This window comes from Rhodococcus sp. Eu-32 (genome assembly GCF_003336925.1).
Taxonomy (GTDB): domain Bacteria; phylum Actinomycetota; class Actinomycetes; order Mycobacteriales; family Mycobacteriaceae; genus Rhodococcoides; species Rhodococcoides kyotonensis_B.
Genome location: NZ_QGNK01000001.1, coordinates 439,829 through 466,557, shown reverse-complemented (window position 1 = coordinate 466,557; position 26,729 = coordinate 439,829). Strand labels below are relative to the sequence as shown.

At 63.8% G+C, this 26,729-nt stretch carries 28 protein-coding genes; 14 read left to right on the top strand and 14 right to left on the bottom strand.

Annotation, left to right across the window (positions count from 1 at the left end):
* Positions 1–28: 28 nt before the first annotated feature.
* Positions 29–412, top strand: a complete 384-nt coding sequence (locus tag DK926_RS02315; protein ID WP_243636596.1) for an HTH domain-containing protein — start codon at positions 29–31, stop codon at positions 410–412.
* On the opposite strand, the gene DK926_RS02310 is transcribed toward DK926_RS02315, so the two are convergent.
* On the bottom strand, positions 393–2,018 hold the full coding sequence (locus tag DK926_RS02310; protein WP_114328677.1) for an MDR family MFS transporter: 1,626 nt from the start codon (positions 2,016–2,018) through the stop codon (positions 393–395). The two genes, DK926_RS02315 and DK926_RS02310, sit on opposite strands and share 20 nt — an antisense overlap.
* A 194-nt stretch (positions 2,019–2,212) precedes the next feature.
* Between DK926_RS02310 and DK926_RS02305 the strand changes: the two genes are divergently transcribed.
* Positions 2,213–3,730, top strand: coding sequence for an adenylate/guanylate cyclase domain-containing protein (locus tag DK926_RS02305; protein ID WP_114328310.1), 1,518 nt, complete (start codon positions 2,213–2,215; stop codon positions 3,728–3,730).
* Here DK926_RS02305 and DK926_RS02300 read toward each other — a convergent pair.
* Positions 3,705–4,991, bottom strand: coding sequence for an MFS transporter (locus tag DK926_RS02300; RefSeq protein ID WP_114328308.1), 1,287 nt, complete (start codon positions 4,989–4,991; stop codon positions 3,705–3,707). The genes DK926_RS02305 and DK926_RS02300 overlap by 26 nt on opposite strands.
* Positions 4,992–5,057: 66 nt before the next feature.
* Here DK926_RS02300 and aroQ point away from each other — a divergent pair, with 66 nt between their 5' ends.
* From aroQ to DK926_RS02285, 3 genes are read left to right on the top strand one after another with little or no spacing between them, the layout of a single operon-like run.
* Complete coding sequence (gene aroQ / locus DK926_RS02295; RefSeq protein WP_207890727.1) at positions 5,058–5,495, top strand: type II 3-dehydroquinate dehydratase; 438 nt, start codon at positions 5,058–5,060, stop codon at positions 5,493–5,495.
* A 59-nt stretch (positions 5,496–5,554) separates the two neighbouring features.
* Positions 5,555–6,286: a thioredoxin domain-containing protein gene (locus DK926_RS02290; protein WP_114328304.1), complete on the top strand. Its 732-nt coding sequence runs from the start codon at positions 5,555–5,557 to the stop codon at positions 6,284–6,286.
* Positions 6,283–6,852 (top strand): vitamin K epoxide reductase family protein, encoded by a 570-nt coding sequence (locus DK926_RS02285; RefSeq protein ID WP_114328302.1) that lies wholly within the window; start codon positions 6,283–6,285, stop codon positions 6,850–6,852. The genes DK926_RS02290 and DK926_RS02285 overlap by 4 nt, the downstream gene beginning before the upstream one ends.
* A gap of 8 nt (positions 6,853–6,860) precedes the next feature.
* On the opposite strand, the gene DK926_RS02280 is transcribed toward DK926_RS02285, so the two are convergent.
* A complete protein-coding gene (locus DK926_RS02280) occupies positions 6,861–7,244 on the bottom strand; it encodes a RidA family protein (protein ID WP_243636595.1) in 384 nt (127 codons plus the stop codon).
* 192 nt (positions 7,245–7,436) lie between these two features.
* Here DK926_RS02280 and DK926_RS02275 point away from each other — a divergent pair, with 192 nt between their 5' ends.
* Positions 7,437–8,879, top strand: a complete 1,443-nt coding sequence (locus DK926_RS02275) for a bifunctional lytic transglycosylase/C40 family peptidase (RefSeq protein ID WP_114328300.1) — start codon at positions 7,437–7,439, stop codon at positions 8,877–8,879.
* A 29-nt stretch (positions 8,880–8,908) separates the two neighbouring features.
* Here the strand turns inward: DK926_RS02275 and DK926_RS02270 are convergent, their stop codons facing one another.
* From DK926_RS02270 to DK926_RS02245, 6 genes are read right to left on the bottom strand one after another with little or no spacing between them, the layout of a single operon-like run.
* Positions 8,909–9,511: an energy-coupling factor transporter transmembrane protein EcfT gene (locus DK926_RS02270; protein WP_114328298.1), complete on the bottom strand. Its 603-nt coding sequence runs from the start codon at positions 9,509–9,511 to the stop codon at positions 8,909–8,911.
* Positions 9,508–10,188 carry an ABC transporter ATP-binding protein gene (locus tag DK926_RS02265; protein WP_114328675.1) on the bottom strand — a complete coding sequence of 227 codons (681 nt, stop codon included), beginning with the start codon at positions 10,186–10,188 and terminating at the stop codon, positions 9,508–9,510. Before DK926_RS02265 ends, DK926_RS02270 begins: the two co-directional genes overlap by 4 nt.
* Complete coding sequence (locus DK926_RS02260) at positions 10,185–11,312, bottom strand: thiolase family protein (RefSeq protein WP_114328296.1); 1,128 nt, start codon at positions 11,310–11,312, stop codon at positions 10,185–10,187. The genes DK926_RS02265 and DK926_RS02260 overlap by 4 nt, the downstream gene beginning before the upstream one ends.
* Entirely contained in the window at positions 11,309–12,409 is a 1,101-nt protein-coding gene (locus DK926_RS02255) for an AMP-binding protein (protein WP_114328294.1), read from the bottom strand. Before DK926_RS02255 ends, DK926_RS02260 begins: the two co-directional genes overlap by 4 nt.
* Entirely contained in the window at positions 12,406–12,996 is a 591-nt protein-coding gene (locus DK926_RS02250) for a biotin transporter BioY (protein ID WP_243636594.1), read from the bottom strand. Before DK926_RS02250 ends, DK926_RS02255 begins: the two co-directional genes overlap by 4 nt.
* Positions 12,997–13,029: 33 nt before the next feature.
* On the bottom strand, positions 13,030–14,229 hold the full coding sequence (locus tag DK926_RS02245) for an MFS transporter (protein WP_207890713.1): 1,200 nt from the start codon (positions 14,227–14,229) through the stop codon (positions 13,030–13,032).
* Between the two features lie 74 nt (positions 14,230–14,303).
* Between DK926_RS02245 and DK926_RS02240 the strand changes: the two genes are divergently transcribed.
* From DK926_RS02240 to DK926_RS02230, 3 genes are all read left to right on the top strand, one after another.
* Positions 14,304–15,194, top strand: coding sequence for a LysR substrate-binding domain-containing protein (locus DK926_RS02240; protein ID WP_114328292.1), 891 nt, complete (start codon positions 14,304–14,306; stop codon positions 15,192–15,194).
* A 358-nt stretch (positions 15,195–15,552) separates the two neighbouring features.
* On the top strand, positions 15,553–16,032 hold the full coding sequence (locus DK926_RS02235; RefSeq protein WP_114328290.1) for a GreA/GreB family elongation factor: 480 nt from the start codon (positions 15,553–15,555) through the stop codon (positions 16,030–16,032).
* Positions 15,938–16,921: an ANTAR domain-containing protein gene (locus DK926_RS02230; RefSeq protein WP_114328288.1), complete on the top strand. Its 984-nt coding sequence runs from the start codon at positions 15,938–15,940 to the stop codon at positions 16,919–16,921. Before DK926_RS02235 ends, DK926_RS02230 begins: the two co-directional genes overlap by 95 nt.
* 491 nt (positions 16,922–17,412) lie before the next feature.
* Here the strand turns inward: DK926_RS02230 and DK926_RS02225 are convergent, their stop codons facing one another.
* Complete coding sequence (locus tag DK926_RS02225) at positions 17,413–18,690, bottom strand: hypothetical protein (RefSeq protein ID WP_125833361.1); 1,278 nt, start codon at positions 18,688–18,690, stop codon at positions 17,413–17,415.
* 785 nt (positions 18,691–19,475) lie between these two features.
* On the opposite strand from DK926_RS02225, the gene DK926_RS26415 reads away from it, so the two are divergent.
* Positions 19,476–20,042 (top strand): hypothetical protein, encoded by a 567-nt coding sequence (locus tag DK926_RS26415; RefSeq protein ID WP_125833360.1) that lies wholly within the window; start codon positions 19,476–19,478, stop codon positions 20,040–20,042.
* Between the two features lie 221 nt (positions 20,043–20,263).
* On the top strand, positions 20,264–20,593 hold the full coding sequence (locus tag DK926_RS02210) for a hypothetical protein (protein ID WP_114328280.1): 330 nt from the start codon (positions 20,264–20,266) through the stop codon (positions 20,591–20,593).
* A gap of 65 nt (positions 20,594–20,658) precedes the next feature.
* Here DK926_RS02210 and DK926_RS02205 read toward each other — a convergent pair whose 3' ends face one another.
* Positions 20,659–21,117, bottom strand: coding sequence for a hypothetical protein (locus DK926_RS02205; protein WP_114328278.1), 459 nt, complete (start codon positions 21,115–21,117; stop codon positions 20,659–20,661).
* Between the two features lie 35 nt (positions 21,118–21,152).
* Entirely contained in the window at positions 21,153–21,383 is a 231-nt protein-coding gene (locus tag DK926_RS02200) for a hypothetical protein (protein WP_114328276.1), read from the bottom strand.
* 424 nt (positions 21,384–21,807) lie between these two features.
* Between DK926_RS02200 and DK926_RS02195 the strand changes: the two genes are divergently transcribed.
* Entirely contained in the window at positions 21,808–22,080 is a 273-nt protein-coding gene (locus DK926_RS02195) for a hypothetical protein (RefSeq protein WP_114328274.1), read from the top strand.
* A 284-nt stretch (positions 22,081–22,364) separates the two neighbouring features.
* Here the strand turns inward: DK926_RS02195 and DK926_RS02190 are convergent, their stop codons facing one another.
* Positions 22,365–22,952 (bottom strand): hypothetical protein, encoded by a 588-nt coding sequence (locus tag DK926_RS02190; RefSeq protein WP_114328272.1) that lies wholly within the window; start codon positions 22,950–22,952, stop codon positions 22,365–22,367.
* Positions 22,953–23,527: 575 nt separating this feature from the next.
* Here DK926_RS02190 and DK926_RS02185 point away from each other — a divergent pair.
* Together DK926_RS02185 and DK926_RS02175 are read left to right on the top strand one after the other, a co-directional pair.
* Positions 23,528–24,019 (top strand): DUF2716 domain-containing protein, encoded by a 492-nt coding sequence (locus DK926_RS02185; protein ID WP_243636593.1) that lies wholly within the window; start codon positions 23,528–23,530, stop codon positions 24,017–24,019.
* A gap of 649 nt (positions 24,020–24,668) precedes the next feature.
* Positions 24,669–25,145, top strand: coding sequence for a hypothetical protein (locus DK926_RS02175; RefSeq protein ID WP_243636619.1), 477 nt, complete (start codon positions 24,669–24,671; stop codon positions 25,143–25,145).
* Positions 25,146–25,338: 193 nt separating this feature from the next.
* Here DK926_RS02175 and DK926_RS02170 read toward each other — a convergent pair whose 3' ends face one another.
* Entirely contained in the window at positions 25,339–26,667 is a 1,329-nt protein-coding gene (locus DK926_RS02170; RefSeq protein WP_125833358.1) for a hypothetical protein, read from the bottom strand.
* Positions 26,668–26,729 lie beyond the last annotated feature (62 nt).

Here is a 26,729-nt window from a genome sequence, read left to right as displayed (position 1 = left end):
TGTGTCGGGGATCGGAAAGAATTCGTACGTGCCCCGCGACCTGAGCGCCAGCTCCCGTGACAACCACTTGACTCTGCGACGCGTCGCACGCCAGCAACGGCTGATCGAGATCCTGGCGGACTCGCCCATCCCGGCGTCCACGGAAGTGCTTGCCGCGAAGCTCGGCGTCAGCGTCCGGACCGCCGAACGAGATCGCCGACGCCTCGTCGAATCCGGCGTTCCGATCGTCGCTGTCCCAGGCAACGGCGGCGGCAGCCGATTACCCAGGCACGCGCGAGTTCGACCTGTGGACCTGACGTTCGAGGAGATCGCCGCCCTGGTCGCAGCGTTGGCGGCGCTCGGGCCGACCGAGACGGACAGCGCCGCGTCGGCCATGCGAGCCCTGGTGAACGCTATAACTCCTCACCCCTAGCCTCCGCCTCTCGCTCCTGACGCGCGGCCGCGATGCCGGACATCGTCCGCAGCGGCACCTCCTTGACGAATAGCACGAGCACGAATCCGACGACCATCAGAATCGACACCGCCAGGAACACGTAGTCCATCGCGTTCGAGAAACCGATCCGGAACGGCTCGGCCAGAACCGAGTCGATCTTCTGAATGAACGACGAGTCGGTCAGCGCACTCCCCGCGACCGAAGAATCGTGCGTGATCAGTGCGTTCGCGTAGCCGGACTCGAGCGGATCACTGCTGGTGGCAGCCGTCTTCACCGCCTCCTGGAAGTCGGGATCCGAACTGGCCGCCACGAGCGCATCCCCGGTCTTCGGCGTGAGCTGGTTGAACAGCATCGACAGAAACACCGCGACACCCAGCGTCGCCCCGATCTGACGGAAGAAGGTCGCCGCGGACGTCGACACACCCATGTCCTTCGGTGGCATCGCGTTCTGGATCGCCAACGTGAGGGGCTGCATCATCGACCCCAGTCCGATGCCGAACACAGCCATCACGATCATCGTCTGCCACAGCGGGGTGTCCGCACCCACGTAGTGGAACGCGAACATCGCAATCGCCATCAACGCGGTGCCGACGATCGGGAAGATCTTGTATCGACCGGTCTTCGAGATGACGCGACCCGACACGATCGACGCGACCATGAGCGCCCCGACGAGCGGAAGCGTCTGATACCCGGCGAGCGTCGGCGACGAGCCCTTCACGACCTGCAGATACTGCGGCAACAGCGAGATACCACCGAACATCGCCGCACCGGCGATGACACTGACCGCGATGCACAGCGCGAACAGACGGTTCCGGAAGAACCGCATGGGGATGAGGGCGTCGTCGCGCATCTTGATCTCGACCAGAACGAACAGCACGACGCCGACGACACCGATGGCGAAGCAGGTCGACGCACGCGCCGACGTCCATCCCCAGACGCGGCCCTGCTCGGCGACGATCAGCAACGGGACGAGGCCGATGGTCAGCAACACCGCTCCCCACCAGTCGACGCGCGCCTCCCGCCGATATACAGGCAGATTAAGCACCCGCCACACCACGACGAGCGCGATGATGCCGAGCGGAACGTTGATGTAGAAGACCCAGCGCCACCCGGTGATCCCGAGGATCGACGACTGGCCGGCCAACAGGCCACCGATGACGGGACCGAGGACGCTCGAGGTGCCGAACACGGCCAGAAAATAGCCCTGGTACTTCGCTCGCTCACGGGGCGGCACGATGTCACCGATGATGGCCAGCGCCATCGACATCAGACCCCCCGCGCCGAGGCCCTGCACGGCCCGGAACGCAGCGAGCTCGTACATCGACGTCGCGATCCCACACAGCATCGAGCCGACGACGAAGATCGAGATGGCCGTCATGAAGAACGGCTTGCGCCCGTAGAGGTCGGACAGCTTGCCGTACAACGGCGTCGACACCGTCGAGGTGATCAGGTACGCCGTCGTCACCCACGCCAGGATCGAGAACCCGTTGAGGTCGTCGGCGATCGTGCGCACCGACGTCGACACGATCGTCTGGTCCAACGCAGCGAGGAACATGCCGAGCATCAGCCCGGACAGGATCGTCATGATCTCCCGGTGGCTGTACTCGCCGGAATCGGATGCCGTCACGTCAGGTTGGGATACCACGCTTGGTCACACCTTTACGTTTTGTTTGCTTACGTCATGCAACTAAAAGCAGACCACCAGCATGCTCGCGGCCGGATGAGATTGCAAAGAGATTTCACCCGACCGGGCACGTGAGAAGAGCAGAATTCGACACCATGCCCGACAACCAGGTCCAGGTTCGCAGAGTTGCGGCGCACTACGGCATTTCGCTGATCGTCCTCAACGTCGTCGCCGCGGTCCAGGTCGGATTCGTCGTCGCTCTACTGGCCCGATCCGAGTCGACGTCGGTGGCAGGGGTCCTGACCGACCCGGCCTACAGCGCATTCCGCTGGATCGTGCCGCTGGGCATCACGACCGGCGCAGCGGCAGGTGTCCTGCTGATCGTTCCCACTCTGCGCTGGGTCGCGCGCGGGGACGTCCCGACGGCAGGACAGTCCCGGCACGCTGTCCGAACACCGCTGCGTCACACGATCTCCCACCTGGTGATGTGGCTCGTCTTCGGTTTCGCGCTTGCGTTGCTGACCCACGACACCGATCGCGACATCACCGTGCTGATCGTCGTCGGCACGGTCTTCGGCGCCGTGACGACGGCGGGCACGGGCTACCTTCTCACCGAGCGAGCACTCCGCCCGGTGGCCGCGCTCGCGTCGGCGACGGCACCGAGAACGCGGCCGGAATCATCCGTCCTCACCCGCCTCATCGGCACGTGGCTCGTCTGCACGGCGATTCCTGTCGCGGCGATCACGCTCATCGTCGTCGTCCACGCCACCGGTACGCCCTTGAAGATCGAGGCACCCATCGAGCTCCCGATACTGATCGTGTCGGCGATCGCGCTGGCCACCGGCTTGCGCGGGACGATACTCGTCGCCCGGTCGGTGTCGGAGCCCGTCCGTGAAGTGAGCTCGGCCATGACGGAAATCGAAGACGGCAGAACCGACGTCGCGGTCCCGGTCTACGACGCATCCGAGATCGGGACTCTGCAGCGCGGATTCAACAGCATGGCTGCCGGGTTGGCCGAGCGTGAGCGTCTTCGTGACCTGTTCGGTCGACACGTCGGCGCACAGGTCGCCTCGCGCGCGCTCGAGGAGTCGGACTTCCCCCGTGGCGACGTCCGCTACGCGGCGGTGCTGTTCATCGACCTCGTCGGGTCGACGTCTTTCGCCGTCGATCATCCGCCCGAACGCGTCGCCGAAGCATTGAACGAGTTTCTTGCGATCGTCGTCGAAACCGTCGACGACAACCACGGCTTCATCAACAAATTCGAGGGCGACGCGGCACTCGCGATCTTCGGTGCGCCGCAGCCCATCGATGACCCGGCAACGGCTGCGTTGCGCGCCGCACGCAATCTGCGCGTCGCGCTGCAGGCACTCGACTCGATGGATTTCGGAATCGGCGTCGCAGCCGGACAGGTCTTCGCCGGCGACATCGGTGCGAAAACACGCTACGAGTACACCGTCATCGGCGAGCCGGTGAACTGTGCGGCGAGGCTGTCGGACCTGGCGAAGACCGAACCGTCGCGGGTCCTCGTCGCGGCGGATGTCGTCGACGTCGCCGCGGCCGACGAGGCCGAGCAGTGGCATGGCACAGGGCACGTCACGTTGCGGGGACTGGCCGCGCCGACGGCCGTCGCGACGCTCGCGGGAAGCACTACCGGTCGCGAACGCGCTGAATGACCTCCCGCATCGTGTGCGGGTAGATGCCCTCGTCGGCCAGCTGACGACGAGTCTTGCGACGCGTCAGCAACACCCCGATGATCGCGACGATCCACACCGGGTACTGCGCGAGAAAGGCGACGCGGAACGCGTCGAACGTGTAACCGCCCAGCGCCTGCAGAATCCATCCGATCGCGGCGATCACGAGGAGCGACGCCGTGAACCCGCCGATGTTGACCATGCCCTGAGCCGTACCGAGGTTAGCGCTCGGGTTGAAGGTGCGGGCGTAGTCGAACCCGATCATCGACCCGGGACCACCGACCGAGATGACGACCACCAGCAGCACCAGCAGCCACAACGGCGCCGGGCCGGGCAACGCCAGCACGATGCCCCACATCGCGGCATTGCTGACCATGACGGCCAACACCAACCACGACCGACGCATCGGATACCGGCCGGTGAGAATGCCGAGGCAGATTCCCGAGAAGACCGACGACACCACCGAGATCGACAGCAACCCTCCTGCCGTCGACGCCGACAGACCCTGCCCGGACGTCAGGTACGGGATGCCCCACAGCAGCGCGAACACGGTGATCGAGAACTGCGTGCCCATGTGACTGAAGAATCCGAGCCGCGTGCCAGGGCGCTTCCACACCTGGCCGATCGATCCGAACGTCTCCCGCAGGGACGTCGTCGATTCGACGACGTCGGCGCCGGCAGGTGTGTCCCGAATCAGGGACAACGCGAGCACGAAGGCCAACAGGCCGAGCGACGCGGCACTGCCGAACGCGAACGTCCACCCGGGTCCCTGCAGCAGAATCAGGAACGGCACCGCGGACAGAATTTGTCCCGACTGCCCGATCAGACCGGTCAGCTGCGACACGATCGGCACCTGACGCGGAGGGAACCATCGCGGCACCAGCCGCAGCACCGAGATGAACGTCAGGGCGTCACCGATACCGACGAGGGCACGGGCCGCGACGGCCACCGGCAGCGACTCGGTCACGGCCAGCATGACCTGCGCCGTCGTCATCAGAAGCGCACCGAGCGCGATCATCTTGCGCGATCCGACACGGTCCAACAACAGTCCTGCCGGGATCTGCATCGCCGCGTACACGACGACCTGCAGCACGACGAACGACGACAACACCGCTGGGTTGATCGAGAAACGAGACGCCGCTTCGAGACCGGCGACGCCGAAAGCAGTGCGGTGAAGGATGGCGACGATGTACGCGAAGACGCCGACTCCCCACACCACCCACACTGTTTTCACTGTGAACATTCTGCCGGGTGGCCTGTGGAAGGATTCGACCCGGCGGCGCGAGGCGAAGAGAAAGTGAGCAATCCCATGACCGACGGCTACATCCTGGTGCTCAACGGACCGAACCTGAACATGCTCGGCACCCGTCAGCCCGACGTGTACGGTCACGAAACGCTCGACGACGTCGTCGCCCTGTGCGAGAAAACCGCTGCCGCGCACGGACGCACCGTCCGCGCCGAACAGTCGAACCACGAGGGCATGCTCATCGACTGGATCCACGAAGCCCGTGGGAAGGCGTCGGGCATCGTGATCAACCCCGGTGGTCTCACTCACACGTCCGTCGCACTCCGGGATGCGCTCGTCATCCCCGAGGTGCCCATCGTCGAAGTGCACATCAGCAACGTCCACGCACGCGAGGAGTTCCGTCACCACTCGTTCGTCTCCCCCATCGCCAGCGGAGTAGTCGCCGGACTCGGCATCGCGGGCTACGGATACGCCGTCGAGCGGATCGTCGCTCTTACGTAGCGCTCAGGTTCGCGCGCTTATCCTGGCCGAAGGACTTTTTCGGGTGAGCGAGGGAACCAGTGAGCAACAACAGCAAGAAGAAGGCACAGGCAGCCGCTGCCGCTCTGCAGGGCAAGAAGGACAAGCAGCGCCGCACACTGATCCAGATCGGTGTCGCCGTCGTACTGATTGCGCTCATCGCCGTCATCGGATTCTCGATCGCATCGAAGAAGTCCGACGACAGCACCGCAACACCCGCCGCCACCCCGTCGGCAGTCACCTCGGACGGCGCCATCCGCATCGGCGATCCGAACGCGGCCGTCGTCGTCACGGTCGTCGAGGACTTCCAGTGCCCGGCCTGCAAGCAGTTCGAAGCCATCAGCGGTGACACCCTCTCGGACCTCGTCGCCGACAACACCGTCGCGGTCGACTACAAGCCCATCGCGATTCTCGACCGCATGTCGTCGACCAACTACTCCACCCGCGCAGCCAACGCGAGCATGTGTGTCGCGGACGCGGACATCGCCGATTGGCCGGCGTGGCACACGGCCATGTTCGAGCAGCAGCCCGCCGAGGGCGGCAGCGGTCTGACCGACGACGAGCTCGTCGCCATCGCTGCCTCTGCAGGCGCGGACAGTGCCGAGGTGGCCGGCTGCATCACCGACGGCACCTACACCGACTACGTCACCAGCCAGACCCAGCAAGTGCTCGCCGGCGGCGTCACCGGCACCCCGACCGTCTCGGTGAACGGCACCGTGGTCCAGAACCCGACGCCGGACGGCCTGCGCGCGGCCATTTCCGCAGCACAGTGAGACCCGCGAGGGTCACCGCGTGGGTCCTGTCGATCGGCGGCGTCCTCGGACTCCTCGCCGCACTGACACTCACGATCGAGCGGATCAAGCTGCTCGAGGACGCGTCGTACGTGCCGTCGTGCAGCCTGAACCCGGTACTGTCCTGCGGCTCGGTCATGACCACCGAGCAAGCCGCGGTCTTCGGATTTCCCAATCCGATCCTCGGCATCGTCGCATTCTCGATCGTCGTCGTCACCGGCGTTCTGACGCTTGCCAATGTAGAACTGCCGCATTGGTACTGGCTCGGGCTGAGCCTTGGCACGCTCCTCGGCGAGGTGTTCATCCACTGGCTGATCTACCAGAGCCTGTACGAGATCGGCGCACTCTGCCCGTACTGCATGGTCGTCTGGGCCGTGACGATGCCGATCTTCGTCGTGTCGCTGTCGCAACTGGTCGATCGCCAGAACGCAGGCACGGCGGCCAGGCTCCTGCTCGAATGGCGGTGGACGATCCTCGCTGTCTGGTACGCGATCGTCGTCGTCGCAATCGGTATCCGCTTCTCGGATTACTGGGCGACGCTGATCTGACAGGCTTTCTAGAGCACTGCCACAGCGTCGATCTCGATCAGTAATTCGGGCATCGCCAAACGAGCTACTTCGACGACGGTCTGCGCGGGCCGTGTCTGCGGGAACAGCTCACCCAGGATTCTGGTGTACGTATCCAGATTGCCGATGTCGACGAAGTACACCGTCACCTTCACGACGTCGTCCAGCGTGCCGTCTGCGGCTGCGAGGATGAGCCGAATGTTCTCGAAGGCCAGCCTGATCTGCGCCTCGACGTCGTCGATACCGGCGAATCGACCGTCGGCGGTGATCGCCGTCTGTCCCGACAGATATAGGGTGCGCGAGGCGTTCGAGGTGACGACGCACTGCGACAACAACTGCTCACCCGGGTCCCAGACTGTGTCCGGTGACAGCACTTTTCTGGTGATGACGACCCCTCCTTGTGATCGGGGACAACTTTACTGCGAACCCAACACCGGCACGGCCGTACTAGAACTCGTTTCCGTTTCGGCCCGCGAATCATCTCGGCAAGGCATGATGTGTGAGTCAGCTCACGCGAAGGGGTTGGCGTGGCATGTCGGGGAGAGCTCGAGCACCAGGAGTTGTACATGGCAGGCGATCCGATCGCAGTGATAGTTGCCGTCATCGTGTCCGCCGCAGGCGCCGTAGCAGGAACCGATCTTCCCCAACCTGTTCAGGATGCGGCCGAGGATGTGGCTGCCGCAGCGGAGAACAGCGCGCCCGGGCTGACGCAGCAACTCGACGACTTGCTGAAATCGATGCCCGAGCCTGCGCGCGACGCGGCGAGCGCGGCACTCGACAACGGCGCCGCCGCCCTCGAAACCGCCACCGACCCACTGTTGCCCGAGAAGCCCGCCGAGCCGGAGGCGCTGCCGGCGCCGGAAGCCGGGGCCGCCCCGGCACCCGAGCCGCCGGTTCCGGAATCACCCACCCTGCCCACCACGGAATTGGCGGCGAGCGTTCCCGTCGCACCGAGTGCGTTCGCGCCGTCGCTGTTCCCGTCCGGTGCAGGCACGATGCAGTTCGGCTCACTCAGCTTCTCGCTGTCCGACCTCACCAACCAGACCGCGTTCATGCCTGCCGCCGAAGCCGTTCGCCGGGCACTGTTCCCGGGCATGCCCGCGACGTTCACCGGTGTCTCGCTGTCGCCGATCGGTGCGATCACCGCATTCGTCCCCTGGCTGACGCGCGCCGGATCGCTCTGCGAGGGCGTCACGGCCCCGACCATCGCTGCGCTGTACGCCGCGGAGAACGGTTTTCGCTACGGCCCGACGTCACCCGTGTCGAGTTCGGGCGCGCGAGGCCCCGGCCAGTTCATGCCGTCGACGTGGCGCAAGTACGGCAAGGACGCCGACGGCGACGGAGTGGCCGACATCAACGGCATCGCCGACTCGGTCATGGCGTCGGGAAACCTGTTGTGCGACATACATTCTCAGGTATCGAAATGGAAGTCCGACGGACGAGTCCAGGGCGACACACTGGATCTGACGATCGCCGGGTACAACGCAGGCGCCGGGGCCGTGCTTCGATCCGGCGGAATGCCGTCGGGAACACCGGATTACGAGAATCAGACGAAACCGTACGTCGCCAAGATCCGAGCGATGGAACCACAGTTCGCCGCGTTGCTGACGCCGTTCTCGGCGCTCGACCTCGCCGGAATCGGCGGCCGCGTCGTACAGCTCGCCATGGACTACCTCGGCCTGCCCTACGTGTGGGGCGGCGGCAACATCAACGGCCCGTCGGGCGGCGGGTTCGACTGCTCAGGACTGACGTCGTACGCGGTGTACAAGGCATCGAACGGCACGCTGAAACTGCCGCGCACGTCCGAGACTCAGTGGAACGTCGGCACCGAGATTCCGCTGTCGATGGCGCAGCCCGGTGATCTGTTGTTCGGTAACTGGCAATCCGGCGGCCCCGGCCACGTCGCCATCTACATCGGCAACGGTCAGATGGTGCACGCACCCACCACGGGCGACGTCGTCCGAGTCGCACCGGTGTTCGCGGGCATGAAGGCGCGGCACGTGCTCTGAGCAGCTACCTCCCGTCGACGGCGCCGGTGTCAGTCGTCGTCGACGCCGCGGGCCACGAGAGCGTCGCCCATGGCATCTGCGGTCCGCAGTGCCCGCACGAGAACCGGTGTGGCCAGTGCCGTCATCGACCACTGCAGACCGCGCGCCTTCCGTGCCTCCGCGACCTCGTGCACGATCGTGGCGAGCAGCGGAATACACCGGATCGCGAGCGCGAGCATCAGACCGACGCGCTCGGGGTCGACGCCGAACCGTCGTAGCGGCCGCAGTGCGCGGGAGACGGTGTCGAGCATGTCGCTGATCCGCGTCGTCAGCGTGAAGAGTGCGGCCAGCGCGACGGAGATCAGCAACAGCCCGCAGACGACGACGGCACGCTGCCACGACGTGATGATCACCTGGAACACACCGATGATCAGGAGCATCCAGACGATCGGACGTAATTGCGCAACAGCGACTTTCGCCGGAATGCGGGCTATCGCGAACAGTACTGCGACGACCACCGCGACTGCACCGACGGCTACTGGCGTGCGGACCAGGATCGTCGCGGCGAGGATCGCGACGATGAGCAGCACCAGTTTGACGCCCGCAGGCAGTCGGTGCAGCAGCGAGTTCCCCGGTCGATACAGCCCGATCACGCGACGAGCTCTCGATAGGCGGGAACGGCGTCGTCCGGGGTGCCGTCGAAGGCGACGCGACCGTCGTCGATGACGACGACGCGCTCGAAACCGTCGAGCAAGGCCAGCTGATGCGTCACGACGATCACTTGCTGATCCATCGAATTCAGTGCCTCGGCGACGACGCGTGCGTTGCGCAGATCGAGCAACGTCGTCGGCTCGTCGGCGATGACGACCTCGGGATGCCGGATCAGCACGGCACCGATCGCGAGCAACTGCTTCTGCCCACCGGACAGCAGATGCGACGGATGGTCGGCGTGGCCGTCGAGCCGAAAGCGCACCAGAATCTCCCGGACGCGTTCGGCGATCTCGGTCTTGCTCAGCCCGGATCGGCGTAGCGAGAACGCGAGATCCTCGGCGACCGTCGGCATCACGATCTGGGTGTCCGGGTCGGTGAAGACGAAGCCGACCTTCTTGCGGATCTGTGCGCCCTTCTTCGACGCGTCCACGCCGTCGACGGTGACGGTGCCCGACGTCGGAGTCAGCAGACCGTTGATCATCCGCGCCAGCGTCGACTTGCCCGATCCGTTGGTGCCGATGATGCCGACGCGGCGCTCGGTAATCGTCACACTGATGCCGCGCAACACTTCTCGGTCCCCGAACGAATGCCGCACCGAGTCGAACACGATTTCGCTCACCACGCACGCTCCACGATCATCGCAATACCTTGCCCACCGCCGATGGCGCAGGCCGCAAGCCCTACCTCGGGTCCGTCGCCTACAAGCATTCGAGCTGCCAAGCGTACCAACAGAATTGCGCCCGACGCGCCCCACGGATGCCCCATCGCAATGGCCCCTCCCTGCGGGCAGACGATGTTCTCGTCGATGCCGAGGCCGTCCGTCACCGCCAGGACGACCGACGCGAATGCTTCGGTGATCTCGACGATCCCGACGTCCGCCAGCGCGACGCCGGTGCGTCGTAGTACCTTCTCGATCGCAGGCACCGGACCGAGGCCCGGTAGCGCCGGATCCGACCCGGCCACCGCCGAACCCAGAACACGCAGTGCGGGAAGCCCTTTCGCACGCGCTTCGGTCGTCACCGCGAGAGCGGCTGCACCGTCGGAGATTCCGCACGAGTTGCCCGCGGTCGCGGTGCCGTCGGCCCCGAAGCTCGGGCGCAGGCGCGCGAGCCTCTGCTGGGTCATGTTGGGTCGAATTCGCTCGTCGCGAGAGAGGCCGACGATCGGGACGATCTCGTGGGAGAAGTCGGTGGCCGCGGCGCATGCATGCGACCGCGCGGCGTACGCGTCCTGCCGCTCGCGGCTGATTCCGAGCTTGCGCGCGAGATCGTCGGCGGCGACGCCCATGTCCGGGTCGGGAAAGCCGTCGGGCGCGAAGGGAGCACGGGTGTAGCGGACGGGAGTTTCATCGGATGCCGGTGGCCAGAAGCGCCACGGCGCGGTACTGGCCGACTCGACGCCACCGGCCAGGATCAGCTGGTCCTCGCCGCTGCGGACACGCATCGCAGCGTGCATGACGGCGTCGAGGCCCGATCCGCATTGGCGGTCGACGGTCACGCCGGGCACGTCGACGCCGAGTCCGGCGCGCAGGGCCGCGATGCGGGCCGGATCACCGCCCGGGCCCAGGCAGTTGCCGAGCACGACGTCGTCGACCTCGTCGGAGCATCCCGATTCGCGCAGCGACGTCACGACCGCGGACAGCACGGGCGCGGCAAGATTCGTCGTCGTCAGATTCTTGAAACCGTGCCCGGCGTTTCCGATCGGCGTCCGCCACGGCGCAACCAGAACGGGCATCGCAGTCATGACAGCGAGTCTTTCACCCGACCACGCGCGATCTTTCCGCTGCCCGTACGTGGCAACTCGTCGACGACCACCCAGCGGCGTGGAACCGCCTCTTTCTGCAGTCGGCGACGGGCGTGCTGTTTGACCGTGTCGAGGTCGCCGTCCAGCTCGACCACCGCGGTGACCGTCGCGCCGAGCACGTCGTGCGGTGTACCGATCGCGGCAGCTGCTCGGACACCGTCGATGGCGTCGAGAATGCGTTCGACATCCTCGGCGACCACGGTCGTGCCCCCGACGTCGATGACCGCATCGCCGCGGCCGAACACGGCGAGTGTGCCGTCGTCGGACAGCTCGGCCAGGTCGCCGACGCCGACCCACTCGGGCGTTCCGAGCGCGGCGTACGGGCTGCGGACGACGAGCAACCCGTCGTCCACTCGTGCCTCGACGCCGTCGAGAAGCCTCAGCGGTTCGGGCACCCTGCGCGCGGCAACGAGCGACAGCTCGGCGGCGCCGTAGTACTCGATGAGGTCGAGGCCTGCGGCACGCTCCTGCGCGCCGGCGTCGAGTGCGGTTCCGGCGACGACGACGGTCCGCAGCTGTGGGGCGTTGTGCACGAGCCGCCGCAGTACCGCAGGCACGGCGTGCGCGGCCGTCGCGATCTGCTCGTCGTCGGTGACGCACGCACCGATGTGCAACGCGTGGACGGCCGCGAAAAGGTGCATCGTCGCGTGCAGCGGACCGGTGATCAGGACCGTGTCCTCGGGCTTCAGACCCGTGACCGCGGTGAATGCATCGAAGCTGTCGGCCCACGACGCGACGGTGCGTGCCAGTGGCCTGGGGCGTCCGGTCGATCCGGACGTGGCGACGAGCAGCCAAGCTCCAACGGGAATTTCGCGGGACTCGGGCCTCGCATCGGGATTCTCGACGCGTACTGCTCTGCCCCGGCGAGCAGCGGCGAAGACGGCGACGAGGGCCGTCGGAACATCGAGTTCCGACGCGTCGCACACGGGCTCGTCGGGCCACGCGTCGATCGCTGCGTCGAACTCGGCATAGGTGACGGTCCGGCCGGCCCACCTCAGTGCCGGTGCGTCACCTACGCCGCCGAGCACTTCGGTCACGAACGGATCAGGCCCGGGTAGGCGCGGTGCACGCTCTTGGCGACGACGGTAGCGATGACGACCTTCAGCGCATCACCGGGCAGGAATGCGAAGTTGGCGGAGATGGCACCCCAGACTCCGATGTCGGTACGCAGCAGCAGGCCGAACGTGCCGAAGACGTAGATGACGAGGATGCCGCCGAGCGCGTTGATCAGCAGGCCGAGCACGACGGGATACTTCGGCAGAATGCGTGCCGTCAGCAGGCCGATGACCAAGGCGGCGGGAATCCAGCCGATGAGGTACCCGGCGCTGGGTCCGGCGAGAGCGGTCAGACCTGTGCGTCCACCCGACAGCAGGGGTAGGCCGATCAGCGTCAGTGCGATGAACACGACGACGGCCAGCGTCCCCTTGCGGGCACCGAGGATCGCTCCGGCGAGGATGACGCCGAGCGTCTGCAGCGTGATCGGAACACCACTGAAGCCGACGGTGATGGCGCCGGGCAGGCCGAGCGCTGCCAGCAACGCAGCGAATACAGCGATCTGAGCCATGTCACGGGCCGAGATACGGAACTTCGAACCGGCCACTGTCGACTCCTGTGCGCCTGCCATGATCACTCCTCGTGATGCGAACTTGAACGGCGTTCAAGGTAGCAGGTGGGAGCGGCGGTTCGAAAACGACTCGACCACCCACAGCACGAAACCGAGTGCGGGGAACGCGGCACCCAGCGCGCAGACTGCCGGCCATCCCGCCCACGTGTAGACCACGACGGACAGTGCACTGCCGATCGACCCCGCCAGGAAGTAGGTGGTCATGTAGGCCGTGTTGAGTCGGCTGCGGGCGTCGGGTCGTAGCGGGTAGAACAGGCTCTGGTTGCTGATGTGGGTGCCCTGGATGCCGAGATCGAGCAGCGCGACACCTGCCGCCAGAGCGAGAACGTGCTGCTCGCCGACGGCAAGGAGCAGGAAACTGAGCGACGTGACGAGGACGAACAACCCTGTCTGGCGCTGCGCGTAGCCACGATCGGCGAGCCGACCCGCGAACCGCGCCGCCAGCGCACCGGCGACGCCGACCAGCGTGAACAGCCCGATTCGCGCGTCGGACCAGCCATAGGCAGGCCCCGCGAGCAGGAATCCCACCGACGTCCAAAACACGCCGAACGACGCGTAGGTCGTGGTTCCGTACGCGATCCGCCACCGGAGAACGCGCTCCTCGCGTACCAATGCAACGACGGACGCCAGCAGACCCCGGTACGTGAGCGAAGCGTCGGGCGGAACCGGCGGCAGGGTCCGCACCAGCACGTATGCGAGAACCATCAACGACGCCGCGACCACGAAGACAGCCCGCCAACCGCCGACCTGAGCGATGAGACCGGCGACGACCCGCGACAACAGAATGCCCAGCAACAGCCCGGTCATGACGTTGCCGATCACGCGTCCGCGTTCGTCGTCGGTGGCCAACGACGCGGCCAGCGGCACCAGAACCTGACCGACCACGGAGCCCGCACCGGCTATCACGGCTGCGCTGGCCAGGACCTGCCACGATGGTGCTGCTGCCATGACCACGAGGGCCGCGCACGTCACGGTCAGCATGACCGCCAACAGCTTTCTGCGTTCGACGAGGTCACCGAGAGGGACGAGCATCGCCAGCCCCACCGCGTACCCGATCTGGCTCGCAGTGACGACCAGTCCGACATTCGTGGTCGACGCGTGCAGACTCTCGGCGATCGCGTCGACCAATGGCTGCGCGTAATAGCTGTTCGCGACCACGAGGCCGGAAATCAGTGCCATCACTGCGGTCAGGCGTGAGTCCAGTGGCGCGTCGGCAGTTGCACGTGTTCGCATCACTGCATCGTCGCGAGAATCGCTTCATCGATCCAACATATAATTTCTATCGTTTAGTTCGATAGAGTCGAACAATGGAACTGCGACAACTCGAACACTTCGTGGCGGTCGCAGACCTCGAGCACTTCACCAAAGCCGCAGAGCGACTGCACATTTCCCAATCGGCTCTGAGTTCGTCGGTGCGAGCCCTCGAACGTCAGGTGGGCGCGCAGCTCTTCGAGCGCACGACGCGACGCGTCCTGCTGACATCCGCTGGCGCCGTTCTGCTTTCACATGCTCGCCGCATCATCGGCGACGTGGCCGCTGCCCGTGACGATCTCCGAGGCGTGGACAACCTCGAATCGGGATCACTGGCGATCGGTGCCGTGCAGACGTTCACCGCTGTGGACCTCCCCGCCGTCCTCGAAACGTTCCATCAGGATTACCCGAGGGTGCAGGTCGTGCTACGCGAGGCAACCACGACGACGTTGCTGGACGCAGTCGAGGAAGGCTCGCTGGATTGCGCGTTCGTGGCCCTGGATGCGCAACCGGTGCCCACATCTCTTTTCGCACTGCGCACCTACGACGAGCCCCTGACGGCGGTGGTGGGCGCGAACCACCCGCTCGCCGACCGCCGCCGCGTCGCACTGTCGACGCTCGGCGAGTACCCCTACGTCGATTTCGAGGCGGGCGTCGGACTGCAAACCGTGGTCGACGCGTTGTTCGACGATTCGAAAGTGCTGCGCGACATAGCGTTTCGAGTCAGCGACATGCGTCGTCTCCTCGATCTCGTGGAACGCGGGCTGGGCGTCGCGGTCATACCCGTGGCCATCGCGCAGGAACGACCGACTCTGCAGCAGCTCGACATCGACGTCGTCCCCGCGCCTCGGCGATCGTTGGCGCTGGTAAGTCGTACGCGGCGTCCGGTCAATTCGGCTGCACGAGTTTTTCTCGACCGTATCGGCGCACACCGAAATCACGACTAGAAAAACGAAAAGGCCGATTCGCGTGGCCGTTCGACGTCAGCGACTGGCTTTTTATTTTTTCTGCGCTACAGTCAGCATCAAGACTTCGAGTGGAAAGAAGGTGTGGGCCGTGATCCCCGACGTTGCGCAGGTGGGTTAGCGTTTCGGCGCTTCACCACCTCGCGTGCGATCCGCGCATATTCCGACTGGATCGCCTGCAACGCAGATCATTTCGGCCTCGTCCGCTGAACATTTCGGACCATCCTCGTCCGAGGTTGCCCATTTCCGCGTCACTTTTTCAGTTGCAGGGCCAACCTCTCGCGCGACGAAGCATCATTCGCATCGTCGCCCCCAAAAAAACACTGCGCCGGGAGAAAATATGACTGTCATCGACAATGCGCCGATCGGCTCGTCGAATTCGGATGATCTCCGCGACGAGTTGACGGTCTTGATCGAGCGACGAACCGTGCTGTCGCACGACGTCGCAGTACATCGTGCGATGGGAGATCTCGACAACAACGACCCCTACCATCGCGCACTCGAGTCACTGCTCACGGTGGACCGTCGGATGGCCGAGCTGAACGCACTCATCGCCGGCAGCACCACCTGCACGCCGGTAGAGAACGGAACGGCCCACGTCGGTTCCGTCGTCACAGTGCGATTCGGCGACGACGACAACGGCGTCGAGACTTTCACTCTCATGAGTTCCGGCATTCTCGCCGATGCCGGCGTAGGTGATACCTGCTCGTCGACGTCACCATTGGGTGCGGCGTTGGTCGGCAGCAGGGCAGGCGACACACGCACGTACACGCTTCCGACGGGCTCGTCGTGCATGGTGCACGTCGTCGGAATTGCGTGACGTCCTGGTCGTCACCTTTCCGCCGACGATCGCCCTACTGTCCCGAGAAATCATCCCAGCAAACGAGGTGGATGTGACCAGCACATTCGCAGTGCAAACATCTAGGCCGCTCGGACCCGTCGGAAAGTTCTCATTTTCCCTCGCAGACGAGCGATGGCATTGGTCTCCCGACGTGGCCGCGTTGCACGGATACCCCGCCCAGGAAATGGCACCGACCACCGCAATGGTCCTTTCTCACGTTCACCACGCCGACCGCGGCCACGCTTTCGGTGTCATGGCGAAAATGGCCGAATCCACGACGCCGACTTCTCGGAAGATTCGTATTCTCGACACCCGCGGACATTGTCGACACGTCGTGCTGTTGGGTAGCCGAGCTGCGGGTTCGACAGCGGACGACCTGAAAACCTCCGGTCTTTACATCGACATGACCGAAACATACGACCACGATGTCGAACTGGCCGTCGCAGAGCGTGGTCACAGCGTCGGTACGACGCAGCCGCGCATCGATCGAGCTACCGGAATGTTGATGCTGATCTACGGAATTTCCGCCGACCAAGCGCTGAATCTGTTGATGTGGCGCTCGCACGACACCGGTACCGAAATATCCTCTATTGCAACACGATTGCTCGACGCCGTCGGTGAGTGCGGCATGGCGGAGCCACCGTTGCGCGAGCGCTTCGATCATCTGCTCCTCACCGCACACACCCCGCGTCCGTCTCTCATGGACCAACCGACAACAGTTCCAACTATCGAAAGGCCGATCTCGATGGCTGACCGGATGCCAGGAAAATCTCTTCGAAAACCGACGCAGTCACTGAAGGAGAAGCGCGCCGAAAAGCGCGCGAAAGCTCTCGACGATGCCTCGACGACGCGGAAACGTAAGCGTTGACAGCGATCGACCCAGCTATATCGCAGGCTAGGAAGTTGCGAACTCCCGACTGTCCAGGCGCAGAATCGAACGCACTGAACGCAACTTGGTGACTCGCTGACGCGGCTGCGAAACGTACTATACAACAATGCCATTCGCTTAAGAGCGCAAGAATTCGCCGCCGGATTACGGTTCGAAAGTCAACTCGAAAGGACGGGCCTGCCGACAGCGTGCGTTATGGGTAGGTCCAATCGAATTCGTGAAGCGAGGTACTCGTTGATAGGTGGTGCGGTGTCGAGTCGTCTGTGTAAGCTGCGGTGGCCTCTCTTAAAACGTCACACGCTTTTCGTCGGCGCTCTCAGCCCATACAAGATTCGCGAATGTGCGACTGTCGAGCACAGCACGTGCAGTAGTTTGCTGGTAGAGGTGCAGTATTCGAACGTGACATATTCGTCAGGCGGTGCGCGGCCGACGGTTTGCCGCCCGCCGGTGTGCGGTCGACGAACGGGCAGCTAAGAACCGACGCTGGTGCGTTGATCACTGGCTGCATTCGGTCTCGCTGCTGCCACACCGGCGACCATGATCGCCAGGGTCGCGATGAAGATGCCGATTGGCAGTGGTGACAGTGCGGCCACGGCCGGCAGCTGTGGTGGGCTTTCTGCTCCGTTACTCCAGTACAACGTCGCAGGCGCGGCTGGAGCAGACACCGAGAACAGGGCTACCGACAAAGGGATCGTCGACCCGAAGACGGCCGTCTCTGTCCCCTCGGGCACCGACGACGCGGCGCAGTATCCCACCGCGGCAGGCAGCACCACCGCGTACGCGATGGTGGGGATGATGTCGAACGAGGCACTACCGGAAAGCAATCCGCTGATCGTCACCGCTGCCAACAATGCAAATCCCAGCTTTGGGTGCCGCGTCCAGTTGGCCACGCAGATCCCAGCTGAAAGGGCCGCCACACCGACTACGAGGACCCACCATGAGCCCTCGTTCCATGCCAGCCCGCTGACGGACGCCGCTGCGACCCCGAAACCTACCCACACGACGGTGCGGTCGCGTTCGGGGAGCAACCATGTTGCGGTCATCGTCGCAGCAGCGACGATGACTACGCTCAGGATCCACATCGGCGTCGAGGACGTCTTCGACCCCAGGAAGACGTAAATGAGAAAGAAGACGCAGGACACCGCGAGCATGCCAGCGATCACGCGTCTGTCCGGACCAACGACTCCGATGTCGCCGCGAAGAGCTACAAGTGTGATGGCCACAGCGGTGACAACGAGAATGACCGGATGGACGGCGGCATCGACAGGATTGGGGCCTAGCGAGACCATCCACCGGTTCTCATCGAATGGTACGTACTGGTGAATGGCGCCCCAGAAGAGCACGCCACCGAAAACACCGGCCATCAAACACAGCCGCGCCCACCGATCCGACGCCGCCACCAACGCCGACGCAGCCAACAGAAGACCGCTGCCGACAGCCGTTACGGTCACCGCCTGATTTGCCATGATCGAAACCACGGACGGCGCAGCGATGACAGCCGCACCGACTAGTGCGGCCGCAATAGGCAACCATCGCCCACTATTGTTTCGCTGCACAAGAAGCGCGAGTAGTGCCATCACGACAACGACGAACCCAGACCACTGCGGGGTGACGAAGTTCCTGAACCACAGATCGCTCTGCTCGACCTGAGTCGAGTCGTAGCCCAACGACAACTTGGACGCCACCACTGCAACAAAGCTACCCAGCACCACAGCCACTGCGGATCCACAACGAGAGAGAACGTTCACCGGTCGACGTTATCGGATGCCCCCTGGCGCACGCCGAACCACTGCCGCCTCGATCTCGCCGGAGTCGGCGCTTCTGGCCAGAGTTGCCGAGTGGGGTATGCGCAGTGTTTGGAAGGTGTTCCCTTGGCCGAGTGCGCGGCCGCGAACGGGAGTAGCGATAGACACCTCCGGCACGTCGTCGCGATTGGACCCGTTCTCGCACAATCACTTCCAACATTTACCTACCTGGAGGTGAGTACTTCAGGTAGGCGACGACGTTCGAGGCGGGGCTGACAATGGGCCACCTCGTCCGTCACGGACACTCGGGCCGCTGATTGGGACAACGACGAAAGGAACTCTGTGACAGCACATCCGGAAGCAGTGTGGATCGGCATCGACATCGGCTAAGCCGCTCACCACGCAGCCGCGATCGACGACAGCGGTCGGCAATTGTGGTCGATCCGGGTCCACAACAACCAACACGCTATCGAACGCCTCCTCGACAAAGCGCGCGCGACCAACGGCCGCTCAACAGAGCTGCGGTGGGCGGTGGATCTGACTTCACCCGAGCCAGCTTTGCTGCTCGCAGTCCTCGTCGCAGCCGACCAGACGGTTCCCAACGACTCCGGCACCCGGTCTGGAGTCCTACACCGACCCAACCCATCGTCGACACAACGAGGACGGACGTAGCTGTTCCCTCAAAATGAGTTACGATTCGGCGTGCACGTGGGAAACAGCTAGGTAGTGCCATACTCAACCCGATGCTGCCCAGATACGACACGACCGAGGTGTTCATCCTCCAGGGATTGGTCACCGTAGCCGAAGCACAACGCATGCGATCCGCGCGCGAAAATGCCTCAGTAACGCGAGATCTTCGGGACAATCTTCTGATGCACCTGTGTGCCTACCCACTCGGTGAGGCCGCTCCCCGGTCCGGGCTTGCCGAGCTCGAGGTATTCGCTCGCGCGGTCGCCGCCGAAAGTCCGATGTGGGAAAGCGAACTCGATGACCGCGTCGGCCGGCACATGCTCGATGTGGCTGCCAACATCACCCGCGAGACCCGTGCACAAGGACGCTGGGATATGTTGCTGCCGCTCGGTGCACCATCGACCAACAGGTGGCAGGCAGCGATGAATGTTTACACCCGCGTCCTGAGCTCACGAGTGGTCGACGGTTTCCTACATCCCGTCGTCGCGACCGAGTGGTTGTCTACCTGGCCGATCCCTGACGCGTACGACGACTCCTCCATACCTGGAATCCGCATGATTCATTGCGCTACAGCACTGTTCAGTTCATGGAAGTACGATCGTGCGAACCGCGAGGACAGCGAGAGACAGATGACGGACATGTTTTGTGCAGGTACGTGGGAATGATTGCGGGCTGACGAGATTCGGCGCGTTCCGCTTCACCCTATGGAAGGGACTTCGATGTGATCGAGTACCGAAGTAGCTCTGTTGTCCGTACCGACTACCACCAATCCACCATTGTCATCAGGGCGCAGAGGGAACTTGATTTCACCGAGTACCCATAATTTGACCTCGCCGTATTCGCGAACCAAACGGTTGTCGTCTACACGGGATGCCGAGTGGGTCCAGTGAACCAAACCATCGAGATTCATGACGCACCCCCGGTCTACGATGCCGATCTCTGGGAGGACTCGGCCGAGGGTGACATGGAGTACGACGACCCGGATGGAGCGGCCGTCTGGCACTGGAGCCTGGACCAGGCCCTACCCGAGAATCGATCCCTGAAGCTCACCGCTGGAGGCCGGCATCGTTACCGTGTGCGCATCTACGCGCGGGGCCGTGCCATCGAGCACGACGGTCCAGTTCTTAAAAATCCTGTGGAGAACTATCTAATTCAGATGTGGCCTACTTCGGCGCCCCAGCCCGCGCGACAGACCAAGCATTTGTCCGGCGTGTAGATCCTTTCCCGCGCCGGCATCCCGGCCCCTACATTGTGAAGACTGCCGTGGTACTCGCGTTTGTCTCAGCCCCCGAACAGGCGGCGACGTGCTTCGTTTTTCATCCTCGCGTCGTCTGGCCATGTTGTATGACTTTCAGATGCGGCCCTGGGGTGTTTGCCGTTGTCGACGAGCCCCCATCTCAGGACGCCGTCGGTAGCTGTCGGGCGGAAGTTTCGGATGGGTGTCCCCGCTTCCAATGCGTCAGCGTGTGATTCGAGCATCGCGGCAAGGGAAAGCCAGACGGGCCCGCGACTGTCAGTGTCGGCGTGCGCGTAATCGGTGACACAGCCTGATTTCGGCCCTGGTCTGGTGTCGACGAAGTACATGTAGCCGTCTCGGCTCGTGAACGGAATGAACGGCGACAGGAACCAGTTCGCTATTGTTCCTGCATCCTGGCGTTCATACCCGCGTATGTACTTGGCGCCTTGCTCGGCACTCACGGTCGGATCGCTCGCCAGCAGTTCCTGGGTGACGGTAAGCATCCGTTGGCGGGTTTCGTGGATCTCGTCGAGACCAATCAGGTCGTGCGCCGGGAAATGCTTCCGGCGAACGCGCCAGTCTTGGGGTCTTCCCGCTCGATACCGTTCTGGAGCGGGTAGAACTCTCTGAGTTCATCGGTCCACGTTTCTCTGGATGCGGCGATGGCAGCGTCCACCGCCGCAGGTGTCTTGCCCGGGCGGAAGGCCCGTGCCGCAGCCGGGGCATTCGATGCGCACCAGTCGACGATGCGCCCCCATTGAGTTTCCATTGTCACGTCTCGAAACATTACGGGCATCGTCTGGCCACCTGTCCTAGGCGGGATACGTCTTTCGCGTCCTGGGGTCGCGTTCGCTCTGAGTCGGTTCGCCCCACACCGCGAGACGCGAAAGGCAAGATGTCACTATGGATCTCCATCTAACCGGGCGTATCGATCAGGTTCGGCCCCACTGGTTCACCGCGGCCTTCTGGGTGATCCTTCTCGCCTCGATCTACTGCTTGCCTTCCGATCGACGTGGGAATGGTGGCTTCTGCCAGCCGCGCTTGGGGGCGCGGCCAACTACTTCTGGTGGCGGACCCGTCGGCCGCAGAAGCTGCGTTGGTTGTGGGCGACCGCCTGCGGACTCATCGCAGTTGCTGCCCTGATGGTCGCCGGATATGCCTTGCTGAGCCCTTTTTCGATAGACACCGAAAGCGTGGGTGACAACAGAGTCGAATGCGGTTCGGTCATAAACCCGATTCCTGCCGATGAGCTGCGCGAGACCGACGGAACATCGGGCGAGCCCGTGGTCCGAGAGCGGCCGATTCCGCAGAGCGAATTCGTGCGTGTCTGCACCAAGGGAACGAACTTCCGCTCCAGCAGCGGTGTGGGCGCCGCCGTCATCGCCGCGTTGTTTGCGGTTCGGGCAACGGGCCACCTCGTTCGACGGCCGGTCACTGCGTCGAGAAAAGCCGACATAGCCGCCTAGGTCATCGAACTCGATACCGTTCGAAGGTTGTCCTGGAAACTCCGGATCGCAAATGAATCGCACGCGCCCGTACCCGGCGTAGCGGACCGGACCTCGTACAGCAAGCGTGAACCACTCGAGCCCTTGATCGTTCAGCCACTTTCGATTGGACGCGTCGCTACATAGCTCGAAGCTCATGCGGTAATCGTCTCCTGACTGGCCATGTGCGGCAGGCTTCATAAGTGCGCTCAGAGCGCTCATCCGCGATTTGCGCGTGGATCCGCCAGCACGGTCTCGGACCGGAGCTAGGGCCCATCCAGACTAGGTTCTTCCGCCTCCATCAATTCGACGTCCTCCGGGGACAGAATTTCGTTCGGGTCGTAGTCCTTGGTTAGGTTCTCGGTCCCGGTTGATTTAGGAGCTGAGCCGAGGACGATATGCAGACCCAACGCCAATGGCTCGACCAGTTCACGGGAACCAAAGGATTCCGCGAATGCCGCGCCGACCGCGTCAGCAGCGAGGACCTCTCCCAAGATCGACGACGACAGGTCGACATCATTGCCGGCTTCACGAGACGACATCATGCACGACCAGAAGTAGATACTGACAATCGACTGCGCCGCCTCCCACTGGCTTTCCAAGCCAGCGTCGACGGACCGAGCCCGGAGTTGGGCTCGCTTCGCCGCCGCATCCGCCGCCCGCATCGACGGTGCATCGCGAACTTGCTCGACGTACTGTTCGTACCCGTTGCCGGCGAAGTCTCCGACCACCTTGATGACGGAGGACCAACTCGGACCAAGCCACTGATTCAAACTGTCCTCGGTGATTTCGAACGTCGAAATTCGTTGCGCCTCCGCGGCGTAGTACTCCTCGGTGTCACGAACGGGATCCAAACGCGTTTCCGGCCGAGGAGCCGCCACCCACAGTGCTTCAGCAATGGATGCATCCCCGGGGACAGTACTGGCGCGATCTGCCGCTTGATCGGATGAAAGTTGGCCTCGACAGAGATAGTGGGCCCTGGCGAAATTCCGTTGACCAAGAGTAGCTCTCCGGCCGTCTGTGACAGTTTCGTCAGCCGAGTTGGGTAGTCATCTGCTGCGCGGTTCGAACCATTTGCCGTGCAGTTATTTTCGCGAAAGTATGGGCCTCCCGCTGCTTGGACCGATGACTGTTCGGTTTGTTCGCTAGGACTGTCGCCACTACCGCAAGCGGCGATCGCTGACAGAACGACTACACCATAGGCGAGCGTGACGAGCTTCGAGCGACGAAAGTCCATGGACAAAGCCTAGCTTTGTCGCAGGACCATCCTCGAACAGGGAGCATCGATTAGGAAAAGGTGCACTGCACGTGGTTGCAGCGATGAGGACAACGCGCCGACAACGAGAAGCGCCATAACGATGAGCTGGCGACGACCAGGACGACAATGGACTCCAGGTCTCCGCTGCCCGCGGGGTGGTCGGAGCTGGACATGGTTGTGCAGGAACAGTATTGGGAGATCTTCGAGGGTAAGTACGGGTTTCGTCCTGGGATCGACTGCGAGACGTGGCCAGCAATCAAAGAACCGTCTCCATCGATAACCTTCGACGTAAGCGCCGACCCCATCCGCACGAAGTCGTCCGCCGCTGCCCGGGTAGACGCGGTCAACGCCGAAGCCCTGCGGTGCTTCGTCACCGAATTCGCCGACGACCCCACCTTCGTGGTCCTCGACTGGCAACACAGGTGCTACCGCTTCGACGCGAACGCCCACGCCGCCGCAATGGAGCACGCAGAGTGGCGCGTGCCCGTCTACCCGAACGGCGATTACTACATCTTCGGCCGAGACAACTTCAGCGAGGGCACGTTCGGCCACCCTTGGGAACAAACCTTGTGCGTGTACGGACCCCGAATGGTCGCCACGCTCGGCCGCACACTCGCCACCTGGCTCCCCACATTACGCACCAACGGCCACACGACCGACTGACGTCGTTTCGCTCTCCCCGCCGGTCCAATGGGCGTGGCCGAAGCAGCATTGCCCCTGGTCCCGCTCCAGCGCAGAACAGTGCAGACACCGTTCCAGGACGATGACGCATACTCGACCAGAACGCGGACCTCTGTCAGCGATCTTGGCGTCAGCTCGGAGAGAACCCTGAGTGTCCAGCGAGATCCACAACGACGCCAAGCCGACGTAGATCAGCGTGAACCCGATCAGGAAGCCAGCCACTACCGCGCGTCCCCGCCGCGACCGCCACAACAACAACGCCCCTACGCCGTACATAATCGCTGGCGGGACAAGCCACGTCAGCCAGTAAACGATCGGCGGCCCGGGTGCAACCGATCCCCGATCGTTCACGGGCACAACGAAAATCGGCAACAGATCAGGCGCACTACGAACTACCCACGTTGCGCCTAACCGCCCCAGGACACACCCCATCAGCACACCCAGAAATGGAAGAAACGCAGTGAGCGCACCGGAGTCGCTGCAGTTGTCGTCGTTCAACTGCGTCCGGCGCCTTCGAAAGTCATGGACCAAGCTTTTCATCTTCCGAACGGACCGCGCTGCCGCGTGCGCCCTTCACTCGACTGATACATAGACTGACGCGACGATCGAAAGGAAGCGAACTTTGCAAAGCGTGTGGGTGCGACTGCGGAGCGACAGCCTGATCTGGCGGTTTCCCCTCTACGACGGTGCAGGCCAGCCCATGGGCAATCCCGGGTTCGATCCACCCGAGGCCTGGAGGCGTGCGCTCGACGCCGTCGCGCGTGACTTGCAGTGCCTTCGGGTAGGGCGTGAGGTGACGATGCAACGCCTGAGGTGGGAGTTCGCAATTGACCCCAACTACGACGTGACCATCGGTTGGAACGGTGCCGACGACATCGGCGGTTTCGGTCGCGGCGAGGGAATGTCGATGGACGCGTCCTACGCCGACGCTGCCGCATGGGTCGCGGAAGTTGTGCAACACAATCTAGCGGGATACGAATTCGCACAGTGGCCGAGCCGAGGGCGGTATCTGTTGAGGCCACGGGCCGACGAGACCGGTGCACGATGGGTCGACCCGCATGACGGGAGCGTCGTCGGCGATATCGGATCCCTCTGCAGACACCGATAGAGCGAGGCCCGGTGTCCTCTCGTAGCGTTCGAACGTGTTCGACGCATGGAGCGCGAGATGGGTACCCAACTGGCTTCGACGACTTCACCGCGACCCACCTCGACGGCCAGTGGTACGAGCTCATGGCTGTGTGGCACGACTGATCTTTCAACCGCCGATCGACGACCGCACACATTGCCCTCGACGCGAACGGTCAGGACAAAAGCGACGCGACGTCGAGTTCGACTGTCCTGCCGTCCGTTTCGATTCCGCACACACCGAGCCCGGCAATCCAAATGCGGCCTTCCTCATCGACAGTGACATCGGGCCTGGACGTCTTGATCGGCCGAACGGACAACACCGCGAATGTGACTGGATTCAGTACGACGAACAACCATCGCCCGCCTTCTCTCGGCGGGAGCTGATCACCGTCGTCGACGGGCCACCACCCGTGATGTCCATAACCGCTCGGGCGGTGCTGAACAATCCATACATGGTTACCTACCCGCCCGCCCGACAGAAATCGCTGCGCGAGTAACGTCTCGCCCGACCGAGCGTCGATGACGCCGTGGTAGGTAAACACTCGAATGCCGGCGACTGTTCGAACCACGAATAACGCTACGGGGCTCTCGATTTCATGACCTGGACGGTAATAGCCGCTTTGGTCGATCTCGCAAACCTCGACAGTGCGGCGGGGACGTCCCAGCGTCAGCAGCAGGAAACCTGTATCGGTCGGAGCGCAATCGATGACAGGGCGCAGACAGCCGCTAGGCGTCGAAACATTCTGTTGCTCACCACTACTGCTGATGATGACTACGTGGTCTTCGGTGACGACCAGCAACGAACCTTGTCGGGCGGTCGCGAATCGGACGGGACCCAAATCGAATCGGACAACGGACAGAACGCCGTCAACAATGTTGCACCGCAACACGTCCGATCTACCGGCGACCCAGCATCCTGAATAGTCAGCGAACACCCGTCGTGGTCGGGGATCCGCGAGCGCGCTCACCACACCCGCAGGCAGCACGTACTCAGTCGCTGTCGCAGCACCGATCGGATCGACAACACGCACTAAGACCGGCAACTCCCCGTCCAGGAGCCACAGCGTCGATCCAGCGGCGCTGACGGCCGACGGTACGACGCGAGGCCGGATCGGCGCCGGCGGGACGTTGTCAAGGTCGAGGTCGATCACCACTCCCATGTGGTGCCGCCTGGTGTCGCCTGGTTCAGGATCCCGGTCGCCGGGGACGTTGTCGAACCACCGCGGCGACGTCTCGATATCCTCCAACTCGAGCGTATCGGCCGTGCCGTGAATCCAACCCTGATCACCGTAGACCAGCATGCCGAACACGTTGCGAACCCGCGTCACCAGACCGCGCACAGGTTCAGTCCGGCCGGCATGATCGACGAAGAAGCTCCCATTTTCGGCGATCTGCCCGACAACCGGGCGATCTGCCCGCCATGCTGCCGACCATCCGTCGCCCCGAAGTACGGTCTCCCACTGCAAGTGACCATCGGGGTGGCGCAACGGTTCGCGGTCCAACGTGGGGTGCGCGACGGCTCGAATCGACCCGATTCTCGAATCGGTGCCGGGCTCGGCGCGGC